Raw genomic sequence first — 23,079 nt, 5'->3', positions numbered from 1 at the left:
AGAAGACAATGCCAAAACGTACAGACATAAAAAGCATCCTGATCCTTGGCGCTGGCCCGATCGTCATCGGCCAGGCCTGCGAATTCGACTACTCCGGTGCGCAGGCGTGTAAAGCCCTGCGCGAAGAGGGTTACCGCGTTATCCTGGTCAACTCTAACCCGGCAACCATCATGACCGACCCGGAAATGGCTGATGCAACCTACATCGAGCCGATTCACTGGGAAGTGGTGCGCAAAATCATCGAAAAAGAGCGCCCGGACGCGGTGCTGCCAACCATGGGCGGCCAGACTGCGCTGAACTGCGCGCTGGAGCTGGAGCGTCAGGGCGTGCTGGCCGAGTTCGGCGTGACCATGATTGGCGCGACAGCCGACGCGATTGATAAAGCAGAAGACCGTCGCCGCTTCGACGTGGCGATGAAGAAAATCGGCCTCGACACCGCGCGTTCCGGTATTGCACACAACATGGAAGAAGCGCTGGCCGTCGCGGCTGACGTGGGCTATCCGTGCATCATCCGTCCATCGTTCACCATGGGCGGCACCGGCGGCGGTATCGCCTACAACCGCGAAGAGTTCGAAGAGATTTGCGAACGCGGTCTGGATCTCTCTCCAACCAAAGAGCTGCTGATTGATGAATCGCTGATTGGCTGGAAAGAGTACGAGATGGAAGTGGTGCGTGATAAAAACGACAACTGCATCATCGTCTGCTCCATCGAAAACTTCGATGCGATGGGTATCCACACCGGTGACTCCATCACCGTTGCGCCAGCCCAGACCCTGACCGACAAAGAGTATCAAATCATGCGTAACGCCTCGATGGCGGTACTGCGTGAAATCGGCGTGGAAACCGGTGGTTCTAACGTGCAGTTCTCCGTGAACCCGAAAACCGGCCGTCTGATTGTTATCGAAATGAACCCGCGCGTGTCCCGTTCCTCCGCGCTGGCCTCTAAAGCGACCGGCTTCCCGATTGCGAAAGTGGCGGCGAAACTGGCGGTGGGTTATACCCTCGACGAGCTGATGAACGACATCACCGGTGGCCGCACGCCTGCCTCCTTTGAACCGTCCATCGACTACGTTGTGACCAAAATTCCTCGCTTTAACTTCGAGAAATTTGCGGGCGCTAACGACCGTCTGACCACCCAGATGAAATCTGTCGGTGAAGTGATGGCGATTGGCCGCACGCAGCAGGAATCCCTGCAGAAAGCGCTGCGCGGCCTCGAAGTGGGCGCGACCGGCTTCGACCCGAAAGTGAGCCTGGACGACCCGGAAGCGCTGACCAAAATCCGTCGCGAGCTGAAAGACGCGGGCGCAGAGCGTATCTGGTACATCGCCGATGCCTTCCGTGCCGGCCTCTCCGTCGACGGCGTGTTCAACCTGACCAACATCGACCGCTGGTTCCTGGTGCAGATTGAAGAGCTGGTGCGTCTGGAAGAACAGGTCGCAGAGCTGGGCATCACCGGTCTGGACGCTGACTTCCTGCGCGTGCTGAAGCGTAAAGGCTTCGCCGATGCGCGTCTGGCTAAGCTGGCGGGCGTGCGTGAAGCGGAAATCCGCAAGCTGCGCGACCAGTACGACCTGCACCCGGTCTACAAGCGCGTGGACACCTGTGCGGCAGAGTTCTCAACTGACACCGCCTACATGTACTCCACCTATGAAGACGAGTGCGAAGCTAATCCGTCCGTCGACCGCGACAAGATTATGGTGCTGGGCGGCGGTCCAAACCGTATCGGCCAGGGCATCGAGTTCGACTACTGCTGCGTGCACGCCTCCCTGGCGCTGCGTGAAGACGGTTACGAGACCATCATGGTCAACTGTAACCCGGAAACCGTATCGACCGACTACGACACCTCTGACCGCCTCTACTTCGAGCCGGTGACGCTGGAAGATGTGCTGGAAATCGTGCGCATCGAGAAGCCAAAAGGCGTTATCGTGCAATACGGCGGCCAGACCCCGCTGAAGCTGGCGCGCGCGCTGGAAGCGGCAGGCGTGCCGGTTATCGGCACCAGCCCGGACGCGATTGACCGTGCGGAAGACCGCGAGCGTTTCCAGCAGGCGGTTGACCGTCTGAAGCTGAAGCAGCCTGCGAACGCCACCGTGACCGCCATTGAAATGGCCGTTGAGAAGGCGAAAGAGATTGGCTACCCGCTGGTGGTGCGTCCTTCCTACGTGCTGGGCGGCCGCGCGATGGAAATCGTTTATGACGAAGCCGACCTGCGCCGCTACTTCCAGACTGCGGTAAGCGTCTCCAACGATGCGCCAGTGCTGCTCGACCGCTTCCTCGACGACGCGGTGGAAGTGGACGTTGACGCTATCTGCGACGGCGAAATGGTGCTGATTGGCGGCATCATGGAGCACATCGAGCAGGCGGGCGTGCACTCCGGTGACTCCGCTTGTTCTCTGCCAGCGTACACCCTGAGCCAGGAGATTCAGGACGTGATGCGTCAGCAGGTGCAGAAGCTGGCCTTCGAGCTGCAGGTTCGCGGCCTGATGAACGTCCAGTTCGCGGTGAAAGACAACGAAGTCTACCTGATTGAAGTGAACCCGCGTGCGGCACGTACCGTACCGTTCGTCTCCAAAGCCACCGGCGTACCGCTGGCGAAAGTGGCGGCGCGCGTAATGGCGGGCCAGACGCTGGCGCAGCAGGGCGTGACCAAAGAGATTATCCCACCGTACTACTCGGTGAAAGAAGTGGTGCTGCCGTTCAACAAATTCCCTGGCGTTGACCCGCTGTTAGGGCCAGAAATGCGCTCTACCGGGGAAGTGATGGGCGTGGGCCGCACCTTCGCAGAAGCGTTCGCGAAGGCGCAGCTGGGCAGTAGCTCCACCATGAGAAAATCAGGCCGTGCGCTGCTCTCCGTTCGCGAAGGCGACAAAGAGCGCGTGGTTGACCTGGCCGCTAAGCTGCTGAAACAGGGCTTCGAGCTGGATGCAACCCACGGTACGGCGATTGTGCTGGGTGAAGCCGGTATCAACCCGCGTCTGGTGAACAAGGTGCATGAAGGTCGTCCGCACATTCAGGACCGTATCAAGAATGGCGAATACACCTACATCATCAACACCACCGCAGGCCGTCAGGCGATTGAAGATTCCAAGCTGATTCGCCGCAGCGCGCTGCAGTACAAAGTGCACTACGACACGACCCTGAACGGCGGTTTCGCAACGGCCATGGCGCTGAACGCGGATGCCACCGAGAAGGTGATTTCAGTGCAGGAAATGCACGCACAGATTAACAAGTAAGTTAAAATGCCCGGCGACGCACCGTTGCCGGGCATTCTCCCATCTTCAGAACCTTCTGGTTTTCCATCCGCTTTCAGTCAGTTAGCCTAAAATGGTTAAGTCGATAATGAAATTAAACTGAGCGCAGGGGAAAACACCATGCAAAATAAACTACTGATCGCTTCCGTTCTGGCCGCTACTGCAATGTTCACCGTTGCGGGGTGTTCGTCTAATCAGGCAGTTAAAACCACCGATGGCCGCACCATTGTCACTGACGGCAAACCGCAGGTGGATGATGATACCGGTCTGGTGTCGTATAAAAACGCCGAAACCGGTCAGACTGAGCAGATTAACCGTGATCAGGTTAAATCCATGGGCGAGCTGGATAACTAATTCAGAATTCTGACCTAAGCCCGTCAATAATATTCACTATTAGCCTGTTGAATTACTGACTACACTCTTTTGTTAAAAGAAAGCAGTAACAACAGGCTAATCAATGATACTCATAATTTACGCGCACCCTTATCCGCAGCACTCGCATGCGAATAAGCGGATGCTTGAGCAGGTAAGGACGCTTGATAACGTAGAGATACGTTCCCTCTATCAACTTTATCCCGATTTTAATATCGATATCGCCGCCGAACAGGAGGCGCTTTCTCGTGCCGATCTGATTATCTGGCAGCATCCGATGCAGTGGTACAGCACGCCTCCGCTGTTGAAGCTGTGGATCGATAAAGTCTTCTCTCACGGTTGGGCATATGGTCATAACGGTCATGCGCTGAAGGGGAAAAGCCTGATGTGGGCCGTGACGACCGGCGGCGGTGAAAGCCACTTTGATATCGGCTCCTTCCCCGGATTTGAGGTGCTGGCGCAGCCGCTACAGGCGACCGCGCTCTATTGTGGTCTGAACTGGCTCCCGCCTTTTGCCATGCACTGCACGTTTGTCTGCGACGATGAAACGCTGCAGGCGCAGGCTCGCCACTACAAACAACGCTTACTTGAGTGGCAGGAGACGCACAATGGATAGCCATACGCTGATACAGGCACTGATTTATCTCGGCGCGGCGGCACTGATTGTCCCTGTGGCGGTTCGACTGGGGCTGGGGTCAGTGCTCGGCTATTTGATTGCCGGGTGCGTGATTGGACCGTGGGGCCTTCGTCTGGTCACCGATGCTGAAGCGATACTGCATTTCGCTGAAATTGGCGTGGTGCTGATGCTGTTTGTAATTGGTCTGGAGCTGGATCCGCAGCGCTTATGGAAATTGCGTGCTTCCGTGTTTGGCGGCGGCGCGCTACAGATGGTGGCGTGTGGCCTGCTGCTGGGCGGGTTCTGCATCCTGCTGGGGATGGACTGGAAAGTGGCCGGACTGATCGGCATGACGCTGGCGCTCTCCTCGACGGCCATTGCCATGCAGGCGATGAATGAGCGTAACCTGACGGTCTCCCGGATGGGCCGCAGCGCGTTCTCGGTGCTGCTGTTCCAGGACATTGCCGCCATCCCGCTGGTGGCGATGATCCCACTGCTGGCCGCCAGCGGAGCATCAACGACGCTTGGCGCATTTGCACTGTCGGCGCTGAAAGTCGTCGGTGCTCTGATGCTGGTGGTCCTGCTTGGCCGATACGTCACCCGTCCACTGCTGCGCTTTGTTGCGCGCTCGGGCCTGCGCGAAGTGTTCAGTGCCGTTGCGTTATTCCTGGTGTTTGGCTTCGGTCTGCTGCTGGAAGAAGCCGGGCTGTCGATGGCTATGGGCGCCTTCCTGGCAGGCGTTCTGCTGGCAAGCTCCGAATACCGCCACGCGCTGGAAAGCGATATCGAGCCGTTTAAAGGCTTGCTGCTGGGGCTGTTTTTCATCGGCGTCGGGATGTCCGTCGACTTCGGCACGCTGGCCACGCATCCGCTGCGGATTGTTATCCTGCTGGTGGGTTTCCTGGTCATTAAAATGGCGGTACTGTGGCTGGTTGCCCGTCCGCTGAAGGTGCCAGGTAAACAACGTCGCTGGTTTGCCGCGCTGCTGGGACAGGGGAGTGAATTCGCATTTGTAGTGTTTGGTGCCGCGCAGATGGCGAAGGTGCTCGATCCCGAATGGGCCAAAGCGTTAACGCTGGCCGTGGCATTATCGATGGCCGCCACGCCGATCCTGCTGGTGCTGCTGACGCGTCTGGAGAAATCGGACAGCGAACAGGGGCGTGAAGCCGATGAGATCGACGAAGAACAGCCTCGGGTGATCGTCGCCGGGTTCGGGCGCTTCGGGCAGATCACCGGCCGTTTGCTGCTCTCCAGCGGCGTTAAAATGGTCATTCTCGATCACGATCCTGACCACGTAGAAACCCTGCGTAAATTCGATATGAAAGTATTCTATGGTGATGCTACCCGCGTCGATTTGCTCGAGTCGGCCGGGGCTGCGAAAGCCGAGGTGCTGATCAACGCCATTGACGATCCGCAAACCAGTCTGCAGCTGGTTGAGCTGGTCAAAGAGCATTTCCCTGACCTGACGATTATCTCCCGCGCGCGCGATGTGGATCACTACATCCAGCTGCGTCAGGCTGGCGTCGTAGCGCCGGAGCGTGAAACCTTCGAAGGTGCGCTTAAATCTGGTCGAATGGCACTGGAAAGCCTGGGGCTGGGGGCGTATGAGGCGCGTGAGCGTGCCGATCTGTTCCGCCGCTTTAACACCGGGATGGTCGAGGAGATGGTGGAGATGGCGAGCAGCACAGCTTCTGACCGGGCAGCCGTGTTTAAACGTACCAGCGCGATGCTGACGGAAATCATTAACGAGGACCGCAATCACCTGTCGCTTACCCAGCGTCACGGCTGGCAGGGAACGGAAGAGGGCAAGCACACCGGGGATCCTCAGGATGAACCGGAAAGTAAACCGTCCGCGTGAAGTGGAGTTGCCAGCAATATTAAAAAATTTCTGTTTCTTTACCCTGCCGCCAGTCGACGAAAGATTAAGCTTTCCGTATAGTGGCGGCAATTTTTTGCATCCGGGAAATTTTCAATGATCAGTCTGATTGCAGCGCTGGCGGTAGACCGCGTTATCGGCATGGAAAATGCCATGCCGTGGAACCTGCCTGCCGATCTCGCATGGTTTAAACGTACGACGTTAAACAAGCCGGTAGTGATGGGCCGCCTGACCTGGGAGTCGATTGGTCGTCCATTACCGGGCCGTAAGAATATTGTGATCAGTAGCCAGCCAGGCACTGACGATCGCGTGCAGTGGGTGAAATCCGTTGATGAAGCGATTGCCGCCTGTGGTGATGCTGAAGAGATCATGGTGATCGGCGGCGGACGCGTGTATGAGCAGTTCCTGCCGAAAGCGCAGAAATTGTATCTGACCCACATTGATGCGGAAGTGGAAGGGGATACCCATTTCCCGGATTACGATCCGGACGAGTGGGAATCCGTTTTCAGCGAATTCCACGACGCGGATGCACAGAACTCACATAGCTACTGCTTCGAGATTCTGGAGCGTCGTTAAGTGATGTACCCCTCACCCTAACCCTCTCCCCACAGGGGAGAGGGGACTGTTCGGTGCGGTCTTTTCCCCCTCGCCCCTTCGGGGTGAGGGGCAATTTTCAGGAGGCTACAGCCTCACCTTCTCCTAAGTCCAGCTGTCGGTTGGATGGCTGTACGAAGTACGTTTTATCTTCCCACCGTAAGCAGGTTAACTCCCCACCCCAGCAGCATCCGGTATCAAGACCGTAGATCCCCTCCGGCGTCCCTTTACCTTCCAGCGCCGCCCAGTGACCAAACACGACGCTGTACTCGCTTGTCACCGGTCCCGGAATGGCAAACCACGGTTTCAGCGGTGCAGGCGCGCTTTCCGGCGTCTCTTTGGAATACATGTCCAGCTGTCCGTTCGGGAAGCAGAAACGCATGCGGGTGAAGGCGTTGGTGATAAAACGCAGACGGGCCAGACCGCTGAGATCCTCGCTCCAGTGGTTCGGCATATCGCCGTACATGGCATCGAGGAAGAAAGGATACGAGTCGCTTGCCAGCACTGCCTCAACATCGCGCGCGCAGGCTTTTGCCGTCTCGAGATCCCATTGTGGCGTGATCCCGGCATGGGCCATGACCAGCTTTTTCTCTTCATCGATCTGCAGCAGCGGCTGACGACGCAGCCAGTTGATCAGATCGTCCGCATCCGGTGCTTCAAGCAGGGGGGTAATACGATCTTTCGGTTTATTGCGGCTGATCCCGGCGAATACCGCCAGCAGATGCAGATCGTGATTGCCCAGAACCATGCGTACGCTATCGCCCAGTGATTTAACGAAACGTAAAACCTCAAGGGAGCCCGGGCCACGCGCCACTAAATCACCCGTCAGCCACAGCATGTCCTGTCCTGGCGTAAAGTCGACCTGCTTTAATAATGCGATCAGTTCATCGTAGCAACCGTGAACGTCGCCAATCAGATATGTAGACATTGGATTAATGAATGAATGTTGTAACGGCGAGACGGAATACGGGAATGGCAACGCGGAAGCTATTGCCATCGACGTCGACCATTTCATAATGGCCTTGCATGGTACCCATTGGCGTTTCGATCACCGCGCCGCTGGTGTACTGATATTCTTCGCCAGGAGCGATATGCGGTTGTTCACCCACCACGCCTTCGCCCTGGACTTCAATTTCACGACCATTGCCGTTTGTGATAAGCCAATAGCGCCCGCGCAGCTGCACGGGCATCCGCCCCAGATTGCGGATGGTCACGGTGTAAGCAAAGACAAAACGTTCTTCATCCGGTGAGGATTGCGATTCAACATAGACGCTTTGTACATGGACACATACGCGGGGCGAATCAATCATGGCTTAACTCTCCTTCGGCGGCGCATTTTCGCTGATGTAATTAGCCAGCTTGCAGTACTGCTCTACGGAAATGTTCTCCGCTCGCATTGCCGGGTCGATCCCCAGCTCGGCTAACACCTCAACGGTAAACGAGTTGCTCAGGCTGTTACGGATCGTTTTACGACGCTGGTTAAAGGCCTCGGTGGTGACGCGGCTCAGTACACGCAGATCTTTTACCGGGTACGGTTTCGTTTTGTGCGGCACAAGGCGCACAACCGCAGAGTCTACTTTCGGTGGCGGTGTGAACGCTGACGGCGGTACTTCGAGTACCGGGATCACGTTGCAGTAATATTGTGCCATCACGCTTAAACGACCATACGCTTTACTGTTCGGGCCTGCAACCAGACGGTTAACAACCTCTTTTTGCAACATGAAGTGCATGTCGGCAATGGCATCAGTATAGCTAAACAGGTGGAACATCAGCGGGGTGGAAATGTTGTATGGCAGGTTACCGAAGACGCGCAGCGGCTGGCCCATTTTCTCTGACAGTTCGCCAAAGTTCATGGTCATGGCATCTTGCTGATAAATGGTCAACTTCGGCCCGAGGAACGGATGTGTTTGCAGGCGTGCGGCCAGATCGCGGTCCAGCTCGATAACCGTGAGTTCGTCAAGGCGTTCGCCTACTGGCTCGGTCAGTGCGGCAAGGCCCGGGCCGATTTCGACCATCGCCTGACCTTTTTGCGGATTAATAGCCGAGACAATGCTTTCGATCACGAACTGATCGTTAAGGAAGTTTTGCCCGAAACGTTTACGGGCTAAGTGGCCCTGATGGACTCGATTAGTCATTGAGTATTAACAATCATTTTGATGGCGAGATTAAGCGCCGTAATAAAACTGCCGACATCCGCTTTCCCCTGGCCTGCCAGATCCAGCGCAGTACCGTGGTCAACGGACGTTCGAATAAAGGGTAAACCGAGGGTGATATTCACGCCGCGGCCAAAGCCCTGGTATTTTAGCACGGGGAGGCCCTGATCGTGGTACATCGCGAGCACGGCGTCGGCATTATCCAGGTATTTGGGCTGGAAAAGGGTGTCCGCAGGCAGTGGCCCGCTGAGGTTCATCCCTTTTTCCCGCATTTCGTTGAGCACCGGAATGATGGTGTCGATCTCTTCGGTGCCCATGTGTCCGCCTTCGCCCGCATGCGGATTCAGGCCACAAACCAGCACGTGCGGCTGCGGGATACCGAATTTCGTCTGCAGATCGTGATGCAAAATCCCGATGATCTCACGCAGGAGCTCAGGGGTGATGGCATCAGGAATGGCTTTGATGGGCAGATGGGTCGTCACCAGCGCGACGCGCATCTCTTCCGTCGCCAGCATCATCACCACTTTCGGACTGTGCGAACGTTCTTCAAAGAACTCGGTGTGTCCGGTAAAGGGGATCCCCGCGTCGTTGATAACGCCTTTATGCACCGGACCGGTGATCAGCGCCGCGAACTCGCCGTTCAGGCAGCCGTCGCAGGCGCGCGCCAGCGTCTCGACAACGTAGCGCCCGTTTTCTGTGCTGAGTTGACCGGGGACGACAGGGGTGCGAAGAGGAACCGACAGAAGCGTGAGGGTGCCCGCTTGCTGCGGAACGGGTTGCTGGCCTTCAACATAGGGGAGGAGCGTTAAAGGCAGACCGAGCAATGTTGCCCGGTCTTGTAACAGTGTTGCATCTGCGCAGACAACCAGTTCCACCGGCCAGCTGCGCTGGGCGAGCTGGACGACGAGGTCAGGCCCAATCCCGGCGGGCTCGCCGGGCGTGATCACAACACGATGCTGTTTCATCAGTTGCTCAGCACTTTCACGTAAGCGCTGGCGCGTTGTTCCTGCATCCAGGTTGCCGCTTCTTCAGAGAATTTGCGGTTGAACAGCATACGGTAGGCTCTGTCTTTCTGGGCCGCATCGGTTTTATCGACATTGCGGGTATCCATCAGTTCAATCAGATGCCAGCCGAAGGAAGAGTGCACAGGTGCGCTCAGCTGACCTTTGCTCATTCTCTTCAACGCGTCGCGGAAAGCCGGATCGTAGATGTCGGCCGCAGCCCAGCCCAGATCGCCACCCTGGTTAGCAGAGCCTGGATCCTGAGAGAACTCTTTTGCCGCATTCGCAAAGGAGGTTTTGCCGCTCTTGATGTCAGCTGCAATCTGTTCCAGCTTCGCACGCGCCTGATCGTCAGTCATGATCGGAGACGGTTTCAGCAGAATGTGGCGAGCGTGAACTTCCGTGACGGAAATGCTCTGGCTCTGACCGCGCAGATCGTTCACTTTCAGAATGTGGAAGCCAACACCTGAACGGATTGGACCGACGATGTCCCCTTTCTTCGCCGTGCTCAGCGCCTGGGCAAAGAGGGATGGCAGTTCCTGAATACGGCCCCAACCCATCTGGCCGCCTTTCAGCGCCTGCTGGTCAGCGGAATAGGTGATGGCCAGCTTGCCAAAGTCACCGCCGTTACGCGCCTGCTCAACGATAGAACGCGCCTGGCTTTCTGCTTCAGCCGCCTGATCGGAGGTTGGGTTTTCCGGAAGCGGGATCAAAATGTGGCTCAGGTTCAGTTCGGTGCTGGCATCGTTCTGGTTACCTACCTGCTTAGCCAGCGCGTCCACTTCCTGAGGCAGGATGGTGACGCGGCGACGTACTTCGTTGTTACGCACTTCTGAAATCAGCATCTCTTTACGGATCTGATTACGGTAAGTGGCGTAGCTGATGCCATCGTAGGCCAGACGGCTGCGCATCTGGTCCAGGGACATGTTGTTCTGTTTCGCAATGTTCGTGATCGCCTGATCGAGCTGCTCGTCAGAAACCTTCACACCCATTTTTTGACCCATCTGCAGGACGATCTGATCCATGATCAGACGTTCCAGGATCTGGTGGCGCAGCGTTGCGTCATCCGGAAGCTGCTGACCTGCCTGGCCCGAATTGAGCTTTACAGACTGCATTAAACCGTCAACGTCACTTTCAAGCACGACGCCGTTGTTAACCACAGCGGCGACTTTATCAACAACCTGGGGGGCCGCGAAGCTAGTATTCGCAACCATGGCGACACCGAGCAGCAGCGTTTTCCAGTTCTTCATACTTTTTCCATTTCAATTAACCGCAAAGCGGATTATGTTGCAAATCAAGCACATTACAAGGAACTGCGGTAAGGCAGAATGTTCGAGCGCAGCATCTGCTGCGTGCCCAGACCGTAGTTGGAACTCAGGCCGCGCAGCTCGACATTAAAGCCAATCACGTTATCGTATTTGCCCTGACTGTTTTGAGTATCCCAGCCGTTAAGTTTGCGTTCGTAGCCGACACGCAGCGCGTAACAGCAGGAGTTATATTGCAGACCTAGCATCTGGTCAGCGGGTTTTTGGGCATTCGTGTCATAGTAGTAGGCTCCGACGATTGACCAACGATCGGCGATTGGCCAGCTCGCGGCGCCACCTACCTGCGAAATACCATCTTTGTACTGGTCAGCATTGGCGTAGTTCGGCAATGTCGCCTGAATATATTCCGGGCTGGCATAACGGTACGTCAACTGCACCATACGGTCTTCATCACGACGGTATTCAATGGCAGCACTGCCCGTCGCGATGTTATCCAGTCGAGTATCGTACTGAACACCACCGCGCAGACCCCAACGATCGGTCATGCGCCAGTAGGTATCACCTGCCCACACCAGTGAACCCGTTTTGTTGTCTTTCTCCCAGTTAATGTCGTCATCACCGGTACGAGACTCGGTGAAATAGTAGATTTGACCAACAGAAACGTTAAAACGTTCAACGGCAGATTCATCATAAACGCGCGTTGTGACGCCGGTCGTTAACTGGTTAGCGGACGCAATACGGTCGAGACCACCATAGGTCCGGTCACGGAACAGGCCGCTGTAGTCAGACTGCAGGAAAGAGGAGTCGTAGTTCTGAATTTTGCTCTGATCGCGATAAGGCACATAGAGATACTGCATACGCGGTTCAAGCGTCTGGGTATACCCATCAGACAGCAGGCCCATATCACGTTCGAAAATCAGCTTCCCGTCCATCTTGAACTGAGGAAGCGTACGGTTTACCGATTCGTCAAGATCGGTGCCATAGCGATTGTTGTACCAGTCGACATTTTTCTGCTGGTAATGGGTCGCCATCAGTTTGGCTTCGGTGTTCAGGCTTGCCCAGTCGTTCGACAAAGGTAAGTTAATGGTTGGTTCGAGGTGAAGACGCGTAGCCTCTGGCATATCCGAGTTGGTGTTGACGAAGTGCACCGCCTGGGCGTAGACGCGGGTGTCGAAAGGACCGACATCGTTCTGATACCAGTTGACGTCCAGCTGCGGTTCAGCACCATAGGTACTGGCCGTTTGGGTGTTAAAGACCTGGAACTGCTTGGTCGACACCGTGGCGTTAAAGTTCTCAATGGCGTAGCCCACGCTGAATTTCTGCGTGGCGTAGCCGTCCGTACTGGAACCGTATTTAGAGTCAAAGTCGTTGAAATAATACGGATCGCTAACTTTGGTATAGTCGACGTTGAAGCGCCAGACCTGATCCATCACCCCGGCATGCTGCCAGTAATACATCCAGCGGTGTTTATCACCTTCGCTTGGGTGCTCGTCCTGGAAGACTTTGTCCGATGGCAGATAATCAAACTCCATCAAACCGGCACCCGCTTTGGTCAGATAGCGGAACTCGTTTTCCCACATGATGTTACCGCGCTTATGGATATAGTGCGGCGTGATCGTCGCATCCATGTTTGGCGCGATGTTCCAGTAATACGGCAGGTAGAACTCAAAGTAGTTCGAGGTGCTGTATTTGGCATTCGGGATCAGGAAACCGGAACGTCGTTTGTCGCCCACGGGAAGCTGCAGGTAAGGGCTGTAGAAAACAGGGACCGGGCCGAGCTTAAAGCGGGCGTTCCAGATCTCCGCGACCTGTTCTTCACGATCGTGGATAACTTCACTGCCCACCACGCTCCAGGTATTCGAGCCCGGCAGACAGGAGGTGAACGATCCGTTTTCCAGAATCGTATAGCGGTTTTCACCGCGCTGTTTCATCAGGTCAGCTTTACCGCGCCCCTGACGACCCACCATCTGGTAATCACCCTCCCAGACGTTGGTATCTTTTGTATTCAGATTTGACCAGGCTTTCGGACCTTTCAGGATGACCTGGTTGTCGTCATAGTGCACATTACCCAGCGCATCCACCGTACGTACTGGCGCAGCCGCACCTTCTGGTTGCTTCTGATGCAATTGCACTTCATCTGCCTGCAGACGGCTGTTGCCCTGGTTAATATCGACATTGCCCGTAAAGGTGGCATTGTCAGGATAATTACCTTTCGCACTGTCGGCATTGATGGTAACCGGCAAGTCATTCGTATCGCCCTCAACCAGTGGACGATCGTAACTTGGGACGCCAAGCATACATTGCGAGGCGAGATCGGCTGCCAGCCCCTGTTGGCTGTACAGAGCGGCGCCAATCATTGTGGCCAGGAGGGTGGGGATACGTTTTTTCATACGTTGTATTTTATTGTTCCGTCATCAGTGGCTACGGCTTACAAACGCTCAGAGACTATCTTACTCATCAGCGCAGTACCAGCGTTAATCCTGCCCGTTTGCGTGCCAGAGTGTTAGGCTCGCTATCGAATGACGAGTATGATAATGCAAATTATAGGCGATGTCCCTCAATTGACCGTGGCGCGACCACTGTAATGATGGCGTTGCGTCGAACCAGGAACATGACTATTCGGGGAGTATATGCAGTATTGGGGTAAAATCATCGGCGTTGCGTTCGCATTAATCATGGGCGCTGGCTTTTGGGGCGTGGTACTGGGCCTCATTATCGGCCATATGTTTGATAAGGCACGCAGCCGCAAAATGGCCTGGTTCGCCAACCAGCGCGAGCGTCAGTCGCTCTTTTTCTCCACCACCTTTGAGGTGATGGGGCATTTAACCAAATCAAAAGGGCGCGTCACCGAAGCCGATATTCAGATTGCCAGCGTATTCATGGATCGCATGAATCTGCACGGTGAATCTCGCGTGGCAGCGCAAAATGCGTTTCGTATCGGTAAAGCGGATAACTATCCGCTGCGTGAAAAAATGCGTCAGTTCCGCAGCATCTGCTTCGGACGTTTTGATTTAATTCGGATGTTTCTGGAGATCCAAATTCAGGCGGCCTTCGCCGATGGCTCCCTTCATCCCAATGAGCGGGACGTTTTATACGTCATTGCTGAAGAGCTGGGGATCTCCCGCATGCAGTTCGACCAGTTCCTGCGCATGATGCAGGGTGGCGCGCAGTTTGGCGGGGGTTACCAGCAGCAATCCTCCGGCGGCGGCTGGCAGCAGACGCAGCGTGGCCCGACGCTGGAAGATGCCTGCAACGTGCTTGGCGTAAAGCCTTCTGACGATCAGACCACAATCAAGCGTGCCTATCGTAAGCTCATGAGCGAGCATCATCCGGACAAGCTGGTTGCGAAAGGTTTACCGCCAGAGATGATGGAGATGGCGAAGCAGAAAGCGCAGGAAATTCAGAAAGCCTACGAGCTGATAAAAGAGCAAAAAGGTTTTAAATAAAAAAGTGGCCCGATGATATCGGGCCATTTTTTTTAGAAGTCCACGGGTGCCTTAAAGGTCATCGCATTGCCGAAAACCGGATGGGTAATGGTGAGGGTCTGCGCATGCAGCTGCAGGCGCGGAGCCAGCGCAAGCGCTTCTGGCGGCGCGTAAAACCGGTCTCCCAAAATCGGGTGGCCCAGGGCGAGCATATGCACGCGCAGCTGGTGAGAGCGCCCGGTAATCGGCTTAAGCAGGACGCGCGCGGTGTTATCCTGCGCGTACTCCAGCACTTCATACTCGGTTTGCGCCGCCTTGCCGGTTTCATAGCACACCTTCTGCTTTGGCCGGTTCGGCCAGTCGCAGATCAGCGGTAAATCGACCAGACCCTCTTCGCTTGCCGGATGGCCCCAGACGCGCGCGACGTACTGCTTTTTCGGTTCGCGCTCGCGGAACTGGCGTTTCAGCTCGCGTTCCGCCTCTTTATGCAGAGCCACCACAATCACGCCGCTGGTGGCCATGTCGAGGCGATGGACGGACTCCGCCTGCGGATAATCGCGCTGAATACGCGTCATCACGCTGTCTTTGTGCTCGTCCAGACGCCCCGGCACGGACAACAGGCCGCTTGGCTTGTTGACCACCATAATATGCTCATCCTGATAAAGGATGACCAGCCAGGGATCCTGAGGGGGATTGTAGGGCTCCATCACCATCTTGCGCTCCGTTTACTGATGCGTCACAACGATGAGACGCAGGGCGTCCAGACGCCAGCTTGCCTGATCCAGGCTCTCCAGCACCTGCTGACGATTGCTTTCAATCGCCGCCAGTTCATCGTCACGAATGTTCGGGTTAACCGCTTTTAACGCTTCCAGACGCGAAAGCTCTGCTGAGAGCTTCTCGTCGGCTTCGCTGCGTGCCGCATCAATCAATGCTCGAGCCGCTTTTTCAACCTGGGTTTCACCCAGTTGCAGAATAGCATGCACGTCCTGCTGAACGGCGTTGACCAGCTTGCTGCCGGTGTGACGGTTAACCGCGCTCAGCTGACGGTTGAAGCTCTCGAACTCGACCTGCGCGGCCAGGTTAGTACCGTTTTTATCCAGCAGCAGACGCACCGGCGTCGGCGGCAGGAAGCGGGTGAGCTGCAGCTGTTTTGGCGCCTGCGCTTCCACAACGTAGATCAGTTCAACCAGCAGGGTGCCCACTGGCAGCGCCTTGTTTTTCAACAGGGAGATGGTGCTGCTGCCGGTATCGCCGGAGAGGATCAGATCCAGACCGTTACGGATCAGCGGGTGCTCCCAGGTAATGAACTGGGCGTCTTCGCGAGACAGTGCCACATCACGTTCGAAGGTGATAGTGCAGCCATCTTCCGGCAGGCCCGGGAAATCCGGAACCAGCATATGATCCGACGGCGTGAGGACGATCATGTTCTCGCCGCGATCGTCCTGGTTGATCCCGACGATGTCGAACAGGTTCATGGAGAAGCTGATTAAACTGGTGTCGTCATCCTGCTCTTCGATGCTTTCCGCCAGCGCCTGCGCTTTTTCGCCGCCGTTGGAGTGGATCTCCAGCAGGCGGTCGCGGCCCTGCTCCAGCTGCGCTTTCAGCGCATCGTGCTTCTCACGGCAGGACTTGATCAGCTCATCAAACCCTTCCGCGTTTTCCGGCGCGGCCAGGTAGCCGATCAGATCGCCATGCACCTGATCGTAAATCGTGCGGCCCGTCGGGCAGGTATGTTCAAACGCATCCAGACCTTCGTGGAACCAGCGTACCAGCACGGACTGCGCGGTTTTTTCCAGGTAAGGAACGTGGATCTGAATATCATGCGCCTGACCGATACGATCCAGACGACCGATACGCTGCTCCAGCAGATCCGGGTTAAACGGCAGATCGAACATCACCAGGTTGCTGGCGAACTGGAAGTTGCGGCCTTCAGAGCCGATTTCCGAGCACAGCAGCACCTGTGCACCGCTGTCCTCTTCCCCAAACCAGGCTGCCGCGCGGTCGCGCTCGACGATGGACATGCCTTCGTGGAACACGGCAGCGCGAATACCTTCACGCTCGCGGAGGACCTGCTCCAGCTGCAGCGCGGTGGCCGCTTTGGCGCAGATCACCAGCACCTTCTGGGATCGGTGGGCGGTCAGATAGCCCATCAGCCACTCCACGCGTGGGTCAAAGTTCCACCAGGTGCCGGTATCACCTTCAAATTCCTGGTAGATTTGTTCCGGATAAAGCATGTCGCGGGCGCGCTCTTCCTGAGTTTTGCGGGCGCCCATAATCCCGGAGACTTTAATTGCCGTCTGATACTGCGTCGGCAGCGGCAGTTTAATCGTATGCAGTTCGCGTTTCGGGAAACCTTTGACGCCGTTACGGGTGTTGCGGAACAGCACGCGGCTGGTGCCGTGGCGGTCCATCAGCATGTCGATCAGCTCTTTGCGCGCGGATTCCGCGTTGTCGCTGTCGCTGTTGGCAGCCTGCAGAAGCGGCTCGATATCCTGCTCGCCAATCAGATCGCTCAGGGTGTTCAGCTCATCGTTAGAGAGACGATTGCCCGCCAGCAGCAGGGCGACGGCATCGGCAACCGGGCGGTAGTTTTTCTGCTCTTCGACAAACTGCTCGAAATCGTGAAAACGGTTTGGATCGAGCAGACGCAGACGGGCGAAGTGACTCTCAAGACCCAGCTGCTCCGGCGTTGCGGTCAGCAGCAGAACGCCAGGCACGCGCTCGGCAAGCTGCTCGATAGCCATATACTCGCGGCTCGGCGCGTCTTCGCTCCAGACCAGATGGTGCGCTTCGTCGACCACCATAATGTCCCACTCGGCATCGCACAGGTGCTCCAGGCGCTGCTTGCTGCGGCGCACGAAGTCCAGCGAACAGATGACCAGTTGTTCGGTTTCAAACGGGTTGTCGGCGTCGTGCTGCGCTTCGGCATAACGTTCGTCGTCGAACAGGGAGAAGCGCAGGTTGAAGCGGCGCAGCATCTCAACCAGCCACTGGTGCTGCAGCGTTTCCGGAACCACGATCAGCACGCGCTCGGCAGCGCCAGAAAGCAGCTGTTGGTGCAGGATCATGCCCGCTTCGATGGTTTTTCCCAGGCCCACTTCGTCGGCCAGCAGCACGCGAGGCGCGTGGCGACGGCCCACGTCATGGGCGATGTTCAGCTGGTGAGGGATCAGGCTGGTGCGCTGGCCGCGCAGGCCGCTCCACGGCATGCGGTACTGTTCGCTCTGGAACTTACGCGCGCGATAGCGCAGAGAGAAGCGATCCATACGGTCAATTTGTCCGGCAAACAGGCGGTCCTGCGGCTTACTGAACACCAGTTTGCTGTCGAGCAGCACTTCACGCAGGATGACATTGGCCTCATCCGTATCAAGACGAGTACCAATGTAGGCGAGCAGTCCATTCTCTTCTTTTACGTCTTCAATCTTGAGCTGCCAGCCGTCATGGCTGGTCACGGTGTCGCCCGGATTGAACATCACGCGGGTAACAGGGGAGTCATTGCGAGCGTACAGACGGTTTTCACCGGTGGCAGGGAAGAGGAGGGTAACCATGCGCGCATCGACGGCAACGACGGTTCCCAATCCAAGTTCGCTTTCTGTATCGCTGATCCAGCGTTGACCAAGTGTAAAAGGCATAGTTGTTCGGCTCTAATCTTTAATTGCAGGCAATAGTTCGACCACCGTCAAAAAGACGGTCATCGAAAAATGGGTCCGGGAATGGAAAGGGCGCTATGGTACTGGATGGCAGCCATTTCGTCACGCGTCAAAATAGGCCAAGTTGCCCTGTCACTAGTGTAGCAAAATCATCGTTGATGAAGGGCAAAATTCCCTCCGCGACCGGCTGAAGCTGGCGCGTCAGATAATGATCGTAATCGAGCGGCGATTGCTGGTAATCAACCGGTTCCGGGCCGCTGGTGGTCCAGACATATTTGATTGTGCCACGGTTTTGATACTGCGGCGCGCGGCCCCGCCGCACATTCTCTTCATCCGCCAGTCGCGCGGCGCGCACATGGGGCGGCACATTACGCTGGTACTCCGCCAGCGGGCGGCGCAGGCGCTTGCGATACACCAGCTGTGCATCAAGTTCGCCCGCCATCAGGCTGGCGATGGTTTCGCGGATGTAGTCCTGATACGGCTCATTGCGGAACACCCGCAGGTAGAGGGTTTGCTGGAACTGCTGCGCCAGCGGCGTCCAGTCGGTGCGCACCGTCTCCAGCCCTTTAAAGACCATCCTCTGCGCGTCGCCCTCCTGAATCAGCCCGGCGTAGCGCTTCTTGCTGCCCTGATCGGTGCCGCGAATGGTGGGCATTAAAAAGCGGGCAAAATGGGTTTCAAACTCCAGCTCCAGCGCGCTGGTTAACCGCTCTTTTTGCAAATGTTTGCCCCACCAGTCGTTCACAAAGGCCACAAGCTCTTTGCCGATGCGGGCGGCGTCGCCTTCCGAGTGCGCGCCTTTCAGCCACACAAAGGTGGAGTCCGTGTCGCCGTAAATAACGTCATAGCCCCGGGATTCAATCAGCGCTTTGGTCTGGCGCATAATCTCGTGTCCGCGCATTGTGATGGAGGATGCCAGCCGCGGGTCGAAGAAGCGGCAGGCGCTGGTGCCCAGCACGCCGTAAAAGGCGTTCATGATGATTTTCAGCGCCTGAGAAAGGGGCTTATTGCCGTGGCGCTTGGCCTCATCGCGGCCGTGCCAGATGTTGCCCACGATTTCAGGCAGACAGTGTTTTTCCCGCGAGAAGCGTGCGCCGAGGAAACCTTCGGTGCTGCGTTCATCGTCCGGCTGCGCCATGCCCTCAACCAGCCCAACGGGATCGATCAGGAAGGTGCGGATAATCGACGGGTAGAGGCTTTTGTAATCCAGCACCAGCACCGAGTCATACAATCCCGGCCGGGAGTCCATCACGTACCCGCCGGGACTGGCCTGCGGCGGCACGTCCCCGAGGTTGGGGGCAACGTACCCTGCCCGGTGCATTCGCGGAAAATAGAGGTGGCTAAAGGCCGCCACGGAGCCGCCGTGTCTGTCAGCCGCGAGTCCGTTCACCGTCGCGCGCTCCAGCAGGAACGGCATGATCTCGGTTTTGTGGAAAATCTGCGTCACCAGCTCGCAGTCTTTCAGGTTATAGGTGGCGAGCGCAGGTTTGTCTTCGTTAAAGCGCCGGTCGATCTCGTCCATTCGGTCCCAGGGGTTGTCGATGGATTTGCCTTCGCCAAGCAGCTCCTGCGCGACCGCTTCAAGGGAGAATGAAGAGAAGTTCCAGAAGGCGGACTTAAGCGCCTCGATGCCGTCGATGATCAGGCGACCGTTAGCCTGTGCAAAGAAAACACCGTTCTTAAAACCGTGCTCGCGCCATTCCAGCTCGCTGTTTCCGCGCCCCAGCATCAGCGGGATGCGGTAGCGCTCGGCGTGTTTTTGCAGCACGCGCAGGTCAAACTGCACCACGTTCCAGCCGATCAGAACATCGGGATCGTAGTCGGCAAACCACTGGTTAAGCTTCTCCAGCAGCTGCGGGCGGCTGTTCACGTACTCAAGCCGGAAATCCAGCGCGGACGCATCGCCATTCGGCGGCCCAAGCATATAGACAACCCGATCGCCGCAGCCTTCCAGGCCAATGCAGTAAAGCTCGCCGTGGCGGGTGGTTTCGATATCCAGGGAGACCCACTTCAGCGGTGGGCGATAGTGTGGGTTAGGTTTCAGGCGAGCATTCACGACGCTGCCGTTTTGTTCGATGCCATCAACCCAGACAGGGGCGGTAATGAACCGCTCCATCAGAAAGCGTTCTGGTGGGCGAATATCCGCTTCGTAAAGCGTCACGCCCGCTTCGCGGAGCAGCTTTTCGTAGCGCATTAATTGACGATGGGCGCGGCAGTAGAGGCCGTAGACCGGCTGATGATGGAAATCTTTCAGTTCAAGCGGCGTCAAACGCCAGCCGTTTTCGCCGCGCAGCAGCTGCTTTACCTTCTCGACGTGGGCTTCAGGAATAAAGGCCACGGATTCCTGCGGCGGCAGCGTAACGTGCAGCGGACCGTTATCCGTCGCCAGCCAGAACGCAACCTCGGTGCCCTGAGGGGTATCCCGCCAGTGTCGGGTCAGTAAAAAGCCTTCTTGCGCCTGCGCCACGCCGTTATCCCAGAAAACAAAACCAGGCCTGATTATAGCCTGGTTGAGGTGGGTTTGCTGGGGTTTTATACAGTGCCTTTTTTGCCGGATGACGCTGCGCTTATCCGGCCTACAAGCTACTGCCCGTAATACGCTTTCGCGCCGTGCTTGCGCAGATAATGCTTATCGAGCAGGGTCTGCTGCATATCCGGCAACTGCGGTGCCAGCTGGCGACAGAAGATCCCCATATAGGCGACCTCTTCGAGCACGATGGCGTTATGCACCGCGTCTTCCGCGTTTTTACCCCAGGCAAACGGGCCGTGGGAGTGCACCAGCACGCCGGGCATTTGCGCCGCGTCGATACCCTGTTTTTCGAAGGTTTCAACAATCACGTTACCCGTTTCCCACTCGTACTCACCGTTAATCTCCGCATCGGTCATCAGGCGCGTGCAGGGAATGGTGCCGTAGAAGTAGTCCGCGTGGGTGGTGCCGGTCGCCGGGATGGACTGGCCCGCCTGCGCCCAGATGGTGGCATGGCGCGAATGGGTATGCACAATGCCGCCGATGGTCGGGAATGCCTGATACAGCAGGCGGTGGGTGGGCGTGTCGGAGGAGGGCTTTTTGCTGCCTTCCACCACTTCACCCGTTTTGATGCTGACCACCACCATGTCTTCTGCGGTCATTACCGCGTAATCCACGCCGGAAGGCTTGATCACGAACACGCCTTTTTCCCGGTCAACGGCGCTGACGTTGCCCCATGTCAGGGTCACCAGGTTATGTTTCGGCAGCGCCAGGTTGGCTTCGAGCACCTGACGTTTGAGATCGTCTAACATTATTGTCTCCTGCCGGATGGCGCTTCGCTTATCCGGCCTACGGAACCGTAGGCCCGGTAAACGCAGTGCCACCGGGCATTCAGGGCTTAGCGTTTTGAACCGTAATAGACTTCGTTCCAGCGCAGCGCGTCCTTGAAGGCGGGCAGGCGGGTATCGTTATCAATGACGGTCAGTTCGATATCGTGCAGTTCCGCGAACTGACGCATATCGTTCAGATCCAGCGCGTGGCTGAACACCGTATGGTGCGCGCCGCCGGCCAGGATCCAGGCCTCTGAGGCGGTTGGCAGGTCAGGCTGTGCTTTCCACAGGGCGTTGGCGACCGGCAGTTTCGGCAGAGAATGTGGGGTTTCAACCGCATCGACGCAGTTCACCAGCAGGCGGAAACGATCGCCGAGGTCGATCAGGCTGGCGTTGATGGCCGGGCCGGTGCGGGTGTTGAAGATCAGGCGCGCCGGATCGGCTTTACCGCCGATGCCGAGATACTGCACGTCGAGGATCGGTTTCTCTTCGACGGCGATTGTCGGGCACACTTCCAGCATGTGGGAGCCGAGCACCAGGTCGTTGCCGTTTTCGAAGTGGTAGGTGTAGTCCTCCATAAAGGAGGTGCCGCCCTGCAGACCGGTCGACATCACCTTCATGATGCGAAGCAGAGCGGCGGTTTTCCAGTCGCCTTCGCCCGCAAAGCCGTAGCCCTGCTGCATCAGACGTTGTACCGCCAGACCCGGCAGCTGTTTCAGACCGTGGAGGTCTTCAAAGGTGGTGGTAAAAGCGTGGAAGCCGCCCTGTTCCAGGAAGCGCTTCATGCCCAGCTCGATGCGCGCCGCGTCCAGCACGTTCTGGCGCTTGTCGCCGTTGATTTGTGCCGCAGGCGTCAGGCGGTAGCTGCTTTCGTACTCGTCCACCAGCGCGCTCACGTCGCCATCGCTGATTTCATTCACCACCTGCACCAGGTCGCCCACGGCCCAGGTATTCACGGAGAAGCCGAACTTGATCTGCGCGGCGACTTTATCGCCGTCGGTGACCGCAACTTCACGCATGTTGTCGCCGAAACGCACCACTTTCAGGTGGCGGGTGTCCTGCTTAGAGACCGCCTGACGCATCCAGGAGCCGATGCGTTGTTGCGCCTTGCCATCCTGCCAGTGGCCGGTGACCACCGCGTGCTGCTGACGCATACGCGCGCCGATGAAGCCGAACTCGCGGCCGCCGTGCGCGGTCTGGTTCAGGTTCATAAAGTCCATGTCGATGCTGTCCCACGGCAGGGAGGCGTTGAACTGGGTATGGAACTGCAGCAGCGGTTTGTTGAGGATAGACAGACCGTTGATCCACATTTTTGCTGGCGAGAAGGTGTGCAGCCACACCACCAGACCGGCGCATTTGTCGTCATAGTTGGCGTCGCGGCAGATGTGGGTGATTTCGTCCGGCGTTGTGCCCAGCGGTTTCAGCACCAGTTTGCACGGCAGTTTCGCTTCTGCGTTCAGCGCGTTAACCACGTGCTCAGCGTGTTTCGTCACCTGCTGCAGCGCTTCCGGTCCGTACAGATGCTGGCTGCCAATCACAAACCACACTTCATAGTTATTAAAAATGGTCATCATCGTGT

The 23,079-nt window shown here is 57.1% G+C and carries 17 protein-coding genes; 6 read left to right on the top strand and 11 right to left on the bottom strand.

What is annotated here, in order from left to right; genetic code table 11:
* Positions 1-8: 8 nt before the first annotated feature.
* From carB to folA, 5 genes are all read left to right on the top strand, one after another.
* Positions 9-3,233, top strand: a complete 3,225-nt coding sequence (carB, locus tag ACTJJA_RS10305; RefSeq protein WP_221552688.1) for a carbamoyl-phosphate synthase large subunit — start codon at positions 9-11, stop codon at positions 3,231-3,233.
* A 138-nt stretch (positions 3,234-3,371) separates the two neighbouring features.
* Positions 3,372-3,605, top strand: coding sequence for a YgdI/YgdR family lipoprotein (locus ACTJJA_RS10300; RefSeq protein WP_010427047.1), 234 nt, complete (start codon positions 3,372-3,374; stop codon positions 3,603-3,605).
* A 103-nt stretch (positions 3,606-3,708) separates the two neighbouring features.
* Positions 3,709-4,239, top strand: coding sequence for a glutathione-regulated potassium-efflux system oxidoreductase KefF (gene kefF / locus ACTJJA_RS10295; protein WP_165747128.1), 531 nt, complete (start codon positions 3,709-3,711; stop codon positions 4,237-4,239).
* Positions 4,232-6,097, top strand: a complete 1,866-nt coding sequence (gene kefC, locus ACTJJA_RS10290; RefSeq protein WP_440667820.1) for a glutathione-regulated potassium-efflux system protein KefC — start codon at positions 4,232-4,234, stop codon at positions 6,095-6,097. Before kefF ends, kefC begins: the two co-directional genes overlap by 8 nt.
* A gap of 114 nt (positions 6,098-6,211) precedes the next feature.
* Positions 6,212-6,691, top strand: coding sequence for a type 3 dihydrofolate reductase (gene folA / locus ACTJJA_RS10285; protein WP_003856431.1), 480 nt, complete (start codon positions 6,212-6,214; stop codon positions 6,689-6,691).
* Between the two features lie 97 nt (positions 6,692-6,788).
* Here folA and apaH read toward each other — a convergent pair whose 3' ends face one another.
* From apaH to lptD, 6 genes are read right to left on the bottom strand one after another with little or no spacing between them, the layout of a single operon-like run.
* On the bottom strand, positions 6,789-7,637 hold the full coding sequence (apaH, locus tag ACTJJA_RS10280) for a bis(5'-nucleosyl)-tetraphosphatase (symmetrical) ApaH (protein ID WP_029484936.1): 849 nt from the start codon (positions 7,635-7,637) through the stop codon (positions 6,789-6,791).
* A 4-nt stretch (positions 7,638-7,641) separates the two neighbouring features.
* Positions 7,642-8,019 carry a Co2+/Mg2+ efflux protein ApaG gene (gene apaG, locus ACTJJA_RS10275; protein ID WP_333065429.1) on the bottom strand — a complete coding sequence of 126 codons (378 nt, stop codon included), beginning with the start codon at positions 8,017-8,019 and terminating at the stop codon, positions 7,642-7,644.
* A gap of 3 nt (positions 8,020-8,022) precedes the next feature.
* Complete coding sequence (gene rsmA / locus ACTJJA_RS10270; protein WP_010427042.1) at positions 8,023-8,844, bottom strand: 16S rRNA (adenine(1518)-N(6)/adenine(1519)-N(6))-dimethyltransferase RsmA; 822 nt, start codon at positions 8,842-8,844, stop codon at positions 8,023-8,025.
* Positions 8,841-9,827, bottom strand: coding sequence for a 4-hydroxythreonine-4-phosphate dehydrogenase PdxA (pdxA, locus tag ACTJJA_RS10265; RefSeq protein WP_042717204.1), 987 nt, complete (start codon positions 9,825-9,827; stop codon positions 8,841-8,843). The genes rsmA and pdxA overlap by 4 nt, the downstream gene beginning before the upstream one ends.
* Complete coding sequence (gene surA / locus ACTJJA_RS10260; protein WP_440667816.1) at positions 9,827-11,113, bottom strand: peptidylprolyl isomerase SurA; 1,287 nt, start codon at positions 11,111-11,113, stop codon at positions 9,827-9,829. The genes pdxA and surA overlap by 1 nt, the downstream gene beginning before the upstream one ends.
* A gap of 53 nt (positions 11,114-11,166) precedes the next feature.
* Positions 11,167-13,518: an LPS assembly protein LptD gene (gene lptD, locus ACTJJA_RS10255; RefSeq protein ID WP_320743655.1), complete on the bottom strand. Its 2,352-nt coding sequence runs from the start codon at positions 13,516-13,518 to the stop codon at positions 11,167-11,169.
* 240 nt (positions 13,519-13,758) lie between these two features.
* Here lptD and djlA point away from each other — a divergent pair, with 240 nt between their 5' ends.
* Positions 13,759-14,574, top strand: coding sequence for a co-chaperone DjlA (gene djlA, locus ACTJJA_RS10250; protein WP_100165493.1), 816 nt, complete (start codon positions 13,759-13,761; stop codon positions 14,572-14,574).
* A 32-nt stretch (positions 14,575-14,606) separates the two neighbouring features.
* Here the strand turns inward: djlA and rluA are convergent, their stop codons facing one another.
* The 5 genes from rluA to araA all read right to left on the bottom strand — a co-directional run bounded on the left by rluA (position 14,607) and on the right by araA (position 23,071).
* A complete protein-coding gene (gene rluA / locus ACTJJA_RS10245; RefSeq protein WP_440667813.1) occupies positions 14,607-15,266 on the bottom strand; it encodes a bifunctional tRNA pseudouridine(32) synthase/23S rRNA pseudouridine(746) synthase RluA in 660 nt (219 codons plus the stop codon).
* A gap of 12 nt (positions 15,267-15,278) precedes the next feature.
* A complete protein-coding gene (gene rapA / locus ACTJJA_RS10240) occupies positions 15,279-18,185 on the bottom strand; it encodes an RNA polymerase-associated protein RapA (RefSeq protein WP_260662864.1) in 2,907 nt (968 codons plus the stop codon).
* A 127-nt stretch (positions 18,186-18,312) separates the two neighbouring features.
* A complete protein-coding gene (polB, locus tag ACTJJA_RS10235; RefSeq protein ID WP_440667811.1) occupies positions 18,313-20,670 on the bottom strand; it encodes a DNA polymerase II in 2,358 nt (785 codons plus the stop codon).
* Positions 20,671-20,786: 116 nt separating this feature from the next.
* On the bottom strand, positions 20,787-21,482 hold the full coding sequence (gene araD / locus ACTJJA_RS10230; protein WP_440667809.1) for an L-ribulose-5-phosphate 4-epimerase: 696 nt from the start codon (positions 21,480-21,482) through the stop codon (positions 20,787-20,789).
* Positions 21,483-21,568: 86 nt separating this feature from the next.
* The gene (gene araA / locus ACTJJA_RS10225; RefSeq protein WP_023310371.1) at positions 21,569-23,071 is read right to left on the bottom strand and encodes an L-arabinose isomerase; all 1,503 of its coding nucleotides are present in this window, start codon (positions 23,069-23,071) and stop codon (positions 21,569-21,571) included.
* Between the last annotated feature and the right edge of the window lie 8 nt (positions 23,072-23,079).

Source organism: Enterobacter sp. 22452 (genome assembly GCF_052045065.1).
GTDB classification, from domain to species: Bacteria; Pseudomonadota; Gammaproteobacteria; order Enterobacterales; family Enterobacteriaceae; genus Enterobacter; species Enterobacter mori.
Note: the sequence above shows the minus strand (reverse complement) of the source record. Positions and strands in the feature narration are given on the sequence as shown.